This window comes from Kitasatospora sp. NPDC059599, from assembly GCF_042735125.1.
GTDB lineage: Bacteria > Actinomycetota > Actinomycetes > Streptomycetales > Streptomycetaceae > Kitasatospora.
Window position 1 is genome coordinate 1 of record NZ_JBHWCL010000045.1, and the last position, 7,669, is coordinate 7,669.

General features: G+C 72.2%; 5 protein-coding genes. 4 read left to right on the forward strand and 1 reads right to left on the reverse strand.

The window, feature by feature from the left end; translation table 11 throughout:
- Positions 1–52: 52 nt before the first annotated feature.
- On the reverse strand, positions 53–1,660 hold the full coding sequence (locus ACFV04_RS17765; protein ID WP_380348998.1) for a PucR family transcriptional regulator: 1,608 nt from the start codon (positions 1,658–1,660) through the stop codon (positions 53–55).
- A gap of 375 nt (positions 1,661–2,035) precedes the next feature.
- Between ACFV04_RS17765 and ACFV04_RS17770 the strand changes: the two genes are divergently transcribed.
- From ACFV04_RS17770 to ACFV04_RS17785, 4 genes are all read left to right on the forward strand, one after another.
- Complete coding sequence (locus ACFV04_RS17770) at positions 2,036–2,923, forward strand: FAD binding domain-containing protein (protein WP_380529972.1); 888 nt, start codon at positions 2,036–2,038, stop codon at positions 2,921–2,923.
- Complete coding sequence (locus tag ACFV04_RS17775) at positions 2,920–3,408, forward strand: (2Fe-2S)-binding protein (RefSeq protein ID WP_380348994.1); 489 nt, start codon at positions 2,920–2,922, stop codon at positions 3,406–3,408. Before ACFV04_RS17770 ends, ACFV04_RS17775 begins: the two co-directional genes overlap by 4 nt.
- Complete coding sequence (gene pucD / locus ACFV04_RS17780; protein WP_380529974.1) at positions 3,405–5,771, forward strand: xanthine dehydrogenase subunit D; 2,367 nt, start codon at positions 3,405–3,407, stop codon at positions 5,769–5,771. The genes ACFV04_RS17775 and pucD overlap by 4 nt, the downstream gene beginning before the upstream one ends.
- A gap of 257 nt (positions 5,772–6,028) precedes the next feature.
- Positions 6,029–7,510 carry an NCS2 family permease gene (locus ACFV04_RS17785; protein ID WP_380529976.1) on the forward strand — a complete coding sequence of 494 codons (1,482 nt, stop codon included), beginning with the start codon at positions 6,029–6,031 and terminating at the stop codon, positions 7,508–7,510.
- Positions 7,511–7,669: the final 159 nt, after the last annotated feature.

Below are 7,669 nucleotides of genomic sequence, written 5' to 3' on the forward strand. Positions count from 1 at the left end.
GGCCCGCCGCGACACCGATCGCGGCGGGCCCTCGTGCGTGCCGGATGATCCGTCAGGCCAGTTCCAGCGCCAGGTAGAAGTCCACCCGGTCCTCCAGCCGGGACAGGTCACGCCCGGTCAGCTCCTCGATCCGGCCGATCCGGTACCGCAGGGTGTTCACGTGGACGTGCAGCTGCCCGGCGCAGCGGGTCCAGGAGCCGTCCGAGCGCAGGAAGGCCTCCAGGGTGCGGACCAGGTCCGCCTGGTGCTCGATGTCGTACGCGATCACCTTGTCCAGCAGCCGGCTGCGGAAGGCGCGGCGCACCTCGTCCGGGACGGCGGCCAGCAGCAGGACGTGCGAGGCGAGCTCCTCGGGCCCCGCGACGCAGACCCGGCCGACCCGGGAGGCGGCGATCCGGCGGGCGTGCCGGGCCTCCTCCAGGGCGCCGCGCAGGCCGCCGGCCTCGGAGGCGGGCGCGGAGACGCCCAGGGTGATCCGGCCCTCGGAGCCGAGCCCGGCCTCCAGCGGCGCGAGCAGGTCCCGCACGGTGTCGGCGGGCACCGGACCGTCCAGGGCCGGCAGCACCACGACGGCACCGGTGCCCGTCCCGGCGACCAGGGCGCGGTCGGAGGTGACGCCGAGCGCCTCCTCCAGGACGGCCCGCACGGTGCCCTCGGGCAGGCCGGTGCCCTCGGCGCTGAGCACCAGCCAGGAGTCGCCCTCGGCCCGGGACTTGGGCTCGGGGTTCTCGTAGCGGGCGGCCATCGCCGAGGAGGCGTACAGGGTGCGGCTGATCTCGGCCGGGTCGGCGTCGCGGCGCAGCAGGGCGAGCACCTCGTCGGCGAGGCGGCGGCGCAGCCGGCGGCCCTCGTCCCGGCGGTGGCGCTCGGCGGCGACCAGGCGGGCCAGGTTCTCGGCGAGCTGCTGGCGCTTGGTGGTCCACTCGGTGATGTCGCCGGCCACCGCGAGCATCCAGTCGGCCAGCGGAGTGGCGGACTGCGGGCCCTCGTGCTCGGTGGAGGCCGCGGCGGGCAGCAGCGAGTAGGAGCCGCCGGCCAGGCGGGCCCGGTGCGGGGGGCGGCGGCGCTGGCGCTGGGCGGAGAGGTGGGCGCGGACCAGCTGGTCGCGGTCCTCGGCGGAGAGGCGGTCGGCGGGACCGGCGATCACCGCGCCGGTGGGGGCGAGCACCCAGCAGTCCAGGTCGAGGTCGCCGCCGAGCAGGTCGAGGACGGCGTCCAGCCCGCCGCCGCCGGCGGCCGAGACCAGCAGCCGGTGCCGGTCGACCAGGGCGGCGAGGTCGGCGGCGCGGTCGGCGGACACCTGGCGGCCGATGAACTCGGTGACGGTGCCGAAGGCGATGTCGTCGGGCACGGCGAGCAGCGGCATCCGGTGCCGGCGGCAGGCCTCGACCAGGTCGTCGGGCACCGGGCCGACCTCGGCCTCGCCGGCCGCGAGGGCCACCGCGCCGCCCGCCGCGATGGTCCGTACGAAGCGCTCGGAGTCGGCCGGGACGGTGCGCCAGAGCATGCCGGTGAGCACGAGTTCGCCGCCGTGCAGGTAACGGCCGGGGTCCTGCAGGTCCGTCGTCATCACGCCGCTGACCTGCCGGTCCAGCTCTTCCTCGGCCGCCAGCAGGCGCAGTCGCGGGGCGCCGGGGGCGAGCAGGTCACGGACACGCATCCGCGGACTCCTTTGGGGCGGGATCGGGGCGATCGTGGGGGTGATCGGGAGGGAGATCGAGGGCGGACGGGTGGCCGGCCCTTCGGTCCGGGGGTCACAGTGTGCCCGAACATCCGTGCTCGGTGTCACGTACCAGCGGGCGGCCGGGTCACGGGCCCGTAGCCCGTCCGTCACGGCCGGATTACGGTCGTAGGTAGCACTCGGCGAACACCTGGGCTGCGAGATTCTGCTCCTTAGAGGAACGTACAGGATGCCGGGCGGGACCACAGCCGGGGCTTCATGCCATCAGTGACTGCCAGTGGGCCGCGTCACAGGGGTTCACTGGGCGACACGCCGCCGGACACCCGGCGGGCGACGACTTGAGGAGACACCCGCATGGAGTTCCTTCGGCCCGCCACCTGGGACGAGGCACTCGCGGCGAAGGCTGAGAACCCGACCGCGCTGCCCATCTCGGGCGGTACGGACGTCATGGTCGAGATGAACTTCGACGTGCACCGGCCATCCGCGATTCTCGATCTGAACCGCATCACCGAGCTCACCGAATGGTCCGACGACGGCAGCGTCGTGCAGCTCGGCGCCTCGGTCCCGTACACCCGGATCATCGACGAGCTGTCCGGGCCGCTGCCCGGTCTCGCCCTGGCGTCCCGCACCGTCGGCTCGCCGCAGATCCGCAACCGCGGCGGCGTCGGCGGCAACCTCGGCGGCGCCTCCCCGGCCGGTGACGCGCACCCCGCGCTGCTGGCGGCCGGGCGGGACGTGTTCGTCGAGGCGTCCTCGGTGCGCGGCACCCGGATGATCCCGATCGACGACTTCTACGTCGGCGTGAAGCGCAACAGCCTGGAGGCCGACGAACTGATCCGGGCGGTGCACATCCCGGTGGCGGACGGCCCGCAGCAGTTCTCGAAGATCGGCACCCGCAACGCCATGGTGATCGCGGTCTGCGCGTTCGGCTTCGCCCTCCACCCGAAGAACGGAACCGTCGGGACCGGCATCGGGTCGGCCGCTCCCACCCCGCGCCGCGCCGTCGAGGCCGAGGAGTACCTGCAGGGCGTGCTCGCCGAGCGCGGGCTCTGGGAGTCCGGCGACCTGCTGGGCACCGAGGTGATCCAGCGGTTCGGCGAGCTGGTGAAGGCCGCGGCCTCGCCGATCGACGACGTCCGGGGCACCGCCGACTACCGGCGCCACTCCCTGGCCGTGATGGCCCGCCGCACCCTCACCTGGTGTTGGAACGACTACGGCAAGCAGATCAGGAGCGCGGCATGAGGGTCACTTTCACCGCCAACGGCAAGCAGGTCGAGGCCGACGACGTGTGGGAGGGCGAGAGCCTGCTCTACGTCCTGCGCGAGCGGGTCGGCCTGCCGGGTTCGAAGAACGCCTGCGAGCAGGGCGAGTGCGGCTCCTGCACCGTCTACCTGGACGGCGTCCCGGTCTGCTCCTGCCTGGTCGCGGCCGGCCAGGTGCAGGACCGCGAGGTCCGCACGGTCGAGGGGCTGAGCGAGGAGAACGGCGAACTGGGCCTGGTCCAGCAGGCGTTCATCGACGCCGGAGCCGTCCAGTGCGGCTTCTGCACCCCCGGCCTGCTGGTGCAGACCGACGCCCTGCTGGAGCACGACGCCCAGCCGAGCGACAACGACATCCGCGAGGCGCTGTCCGGCAACCTGTGCCGCTGCACCGGCTACGAGAAGATCATGGACGCGGTGCGGCTCGCCTCGGCCCGCAAGTGCTCCGGAAAGGCCGTGACGGAATGAGCACCCGGACGATCCAGGGCCAGAAGAACCTGCAGAACATCAACCAGGCGTCCAAGGACGGCATCGGCGGCTCGCCGCTGCGCCCGGACGGCAACCTGAAGGTCAGGGGCGAGTTCGCCTACTCCTCGGACATGTGGCACGAGGACATGCTGTGGGGCATGGCGCTGCGCTCGCCGCACCCCCGCGCCACCATCCTCTCGGTGGACATCTCCGAGGCGCTCAAGGTGCCCGGCGTGTACGCGGTGCTGACGCACGAGGACATCCCCGGCTCGAAGTACTACGGCCTGGAGATCCAGGACCAGCCGGCCCTGGCCATCGACAAGATCCGGTACCACGGCGAGGCGATCGCGCTGGTCGCCGCCGACCACCCCGAGACGGCCCGCCGCGCGGTGAAGAAGATCGTGGTCGAGTACGAGGTGCTCACCCCGATCGTCACCGAGGAGCAGTGCCTCGACCCGGAGACCCACGGCTACGTCCACGAGCCGCACGAGTACAAGTCGCACGCGTACGGCAACATCTGCCACGAGCAGAAGCTGGTCTCCGGCCTCGGCGTGACCGACGAGGTGCGGGCGCTGGCGGACGTCATCGTCAGCGGCGACTACGAGGTCGGCATGCAGGACCAGGCCTTCCTCGGCCCCGAGTCCGGCCTGGCCGTGCCCGCCGAGGACGGCGGCATCGACCTCTACATCGCCACCCAGTGGCTGCACGTGGACCGCGAGCAGATGGCCCCGGTGCTCGACCTGCCCGAGGAGAAGGTCCGGCTCACCCTGGCCGGCGTCGGCGGCGCCTTCGGCGGCCGCGAGGACATCTCGATGCAGATCCACGCCTGCCTGCTGGCCCAGCACACCGGCAAGCCGGTCAAGATCGTCTACTCCCGGGACGAGTCCTTCTACGGCCACGTGCACCGCCACCCGGCGAAGATGCACTACGAGCACGGCGCCACCCGCGACGGCAAGCTGGTCTTCGCCGACTGCCGGATCGTGCTGGACGGCGGCGCCTACGCCTCCGCCTCGCCCGCCGTGGTCGGCAACGCCGCCTCGCTCGGGCACGGCCCGTACGTGATCCCGAACGTCGGGATGCACGCCATCGCGCTCTACAGCAACAACCCGTCCTGCGGCGCGATGCGCGGCTTCGGCGCGGTGCAGGCCGCGTTCGGCTACGAGTCGCAGATGGACAAGCTGGCGGTCGAACTGGGCATGGACCCGGTGGAGTTGCGGCAGCTGAACGCGATGTCGGAGGGCGACGTCATGCCCACCGGCCAGCGGATCGACTCGCCGGCCCCGGTCGCCGAACTGCTGCGCCGCGTCAAGGACATGCCGCTGCCGCCGCCGCTGGACACCGAGCACCTGGACGTGCGCCAGGTTCCCGGCGCGCTGTCCAACACCTCGCACGGCGAGGGGATCGTCCGCGGCGTCGGCTACTCGGTCGGCATCAAGAACGTCGGCTTCTCCGAAGGCTTCGACGACTACTCCACCGCCCGGGTGCGGCTGGAGGTCATCGGCGGCGAGCCGGTCGCCATGGTGCACACCGCGATGGCCGAGGTCGGCCAGGGCGGCGTCACCGTGCACGCCCAGATCGCCCGCACCGAGCTGGGCGTCGAGCAGGTCACCATCCACCCCGCCAACACCGAGGTGGGGTCGGCCGGTTCGACCTCCGCGTCACGCCAGACGTACATGACCGGCGGCGCCGTGAAGCTGGCCGCCGAGGCCGTCCGGCGGGAGCTGATCGAGAAGGGCCGCCGGCGCTACGGCTGGGCCCACAAGGACATCGCGCTGGCCGGCGGCAAGGTCGTCTCCGAGAGCGCCGGCGTGCTGGTCTCCATGGTGGACCTGCTCGGGGACGAGGCCATCGACCTCACCCGCGAGCACCACCACCGGCCGACCCAGCCCTTCGACAAGGAGACCGGCCAGGGCTTCGGCCACGTCCAGTACACCTTCTGCGCCAACCGCGCGGTGGTGGACGTGGACGTGGAGCTGGGCCTGGTCAAGGTGGTGGAGCTCACCGCCGTCCAGGACGTCGGCAAGGCGCTCAACCCGCTCTCCGTGGTCGGCCAGATCCAGGGCGGCTGCACCCAGGCGCTCGGCCTCGCGGTGATGGAGGAGATCATCGTGCGGGACGGCAAGGTCCGCAACGCCTCCTTCACCGACTACCTGATCCCCACCATCCTGGACACCCCGCCGATCCCGGTGGAGATCCTCGAACTGCCCGACCCCCACGCGCCGTACGGGCTGCGCGGGGTCGGCGAGGCTCCTACCGTCTCCGCGACGCCGTCGATCGTGGCCGCCATCCGCAACGCCACCGGTCTCGCACTCAACCGGATCCCGGTCCGGCCGGAGCACCTCACCACCGAACAGCCCGGCTGAGACCGGCCGTTCACGCTTCCCCGGGGCGGCGACAGTCTTCCCCGCCGCCCCGGGGGCACCACCCCACACCCGCTGCCCCTTCCCACGCCGGGGTCACGCAGCGGTGCGCACCACCGCACCACCCGCGAATGCACCGCCGGGCACTCGCCCCCCTTCCGAGTGCCCCAGTGAGTCGATACGTCCCCCTACGCCGCTTCGTTGACCGGCAGTCAGGTCGGCTCGCCCACCCCAACCCCCTTTGACACTTGGGAGTGGACATGCCCAGGATCCCCACGGAGCCCGGCACCACCGAAGACAGACCCACCGAGGACGACAGCCACCCGTCGGCCCCGGACCCCCGTCCGAACGGCGCCCTGGACGCCTACTTCAAGATCTCGGCCCGGGGCTCGACGCTCGCCAACGAGCTGCGCGGTGGTCTCACCACCTTCATGGCGATGGCGTACATCATCCTGCTCAACCCGCTCATCCTGAGCGGCGCGGACGTCACCGGCGTCAAGCTGGACCACGCCGCGCTGACCACCGCCACCGCCCTGGCGGCAGCGGTCACCACCATCCTGATGGGCGTGGTCGGCAACGTCCCGCTCGCCCTCGCCGCCGGCCTCTCGGTCTCCGGCGCGGTCTCCGCCCTGGTCGTCCCGCACACCACCTGGGCGCAGGCCATGGGCCTGTGCGTGATCTACGGCCTGCTGATCGTGCTGCTGGTGGTCTCCGGACTGCGCGAGAAGATCATGAACGGCATCCCACTGCCGCTCAAGCACGCCATCACCATCGGCATCGGCCTGTTCGTCACCGTGATCGGCCTCTACAAGGCCGGCTTCATGCACACCGGCGGCCCCACCCCGCTGTCCCTCGGCCCCACCGGTGAGCTGGCCGGCTGGCCGGTCCTGGTCTTCTGCGTCACCCTCCTCTCGATCTTCGTGCTGATGGCCCGCGGCGTCCGCGGCGCGATCCTGATCGGCATCGCCGGCGGCACCGTGCTCGCCGTGATCGTCAACAAGGCCGCGAACGTGCCCGCCACCGCCTGGAAGAACTCCGTCCCGGTGTGGCCCGGCAGCCCCGTCTCCGCCCCCGACTTCGGCCTGTTCGGCCACGTCGACCTGTTCGGCGCCTTCGGGGGCAAGGGCATGGGCGCGATCAGCGCCTCGGTCGCGGTCTTCACCCTGGTACTGGCCGGCTTCTTCGACGCGATGGCCACCATCATCGGCGTCGGCACCGAAGCCGGACTCGCCGACAGGCAGGGCCGGATGCCCGGCCTCTCCAAGGCCCTGTTCATCGACGGCGCCGGCGGCGCGGTCGGCGGACTGGCGGGCGCCTCCGGCCAGACCGTCTTCGTCGAGTCGGCCACCGGCGTCGGCGACGGCGCCCGCACCGGGCTCGCCTCCGCCGTCACCGGCGGACTGTTCGCCCTGATGCTGTTCTTCTCGCCGATCGCCGGCGTCGTCCCGGTCGAGGTGGCCTCCGCCGCCCTGGTCGTGATCGGCTCGATGATGATGAGCCAGGCCCGGCACATCGACTGGTCCGACCGCGAGGTGGCCATCCCGGCCTTCCTCACCTGCGCGCTGATGCCGTTCACCTACAGCATCACCGCGGGCGTCGCGGCCGGCGTCATCTCGTACACGGTCATCAAGGCCGGGGTCGGGCGCTGGCGCGAGCCCGGCGTGCTGATGTGGATCCTCACCGGGGTGTTCGTGCTGTACTTCGCGATCACGCCGATCAAGTCCTGGCTCGGCGTGCACTAGGGCCGGACAGGGCCCGGCCCGCCGCCGACGGCCCGGTCACCGCTCGTCGCGGGCCGCCGCGGGGGGCGCCCGGGCCGGGCGCCCCCAACCACAGACACCCCCGCCCCTAAGGCGTGCATGACCCTAACGGGCGGGACCCCCCGAAGTCATAACAGCGAA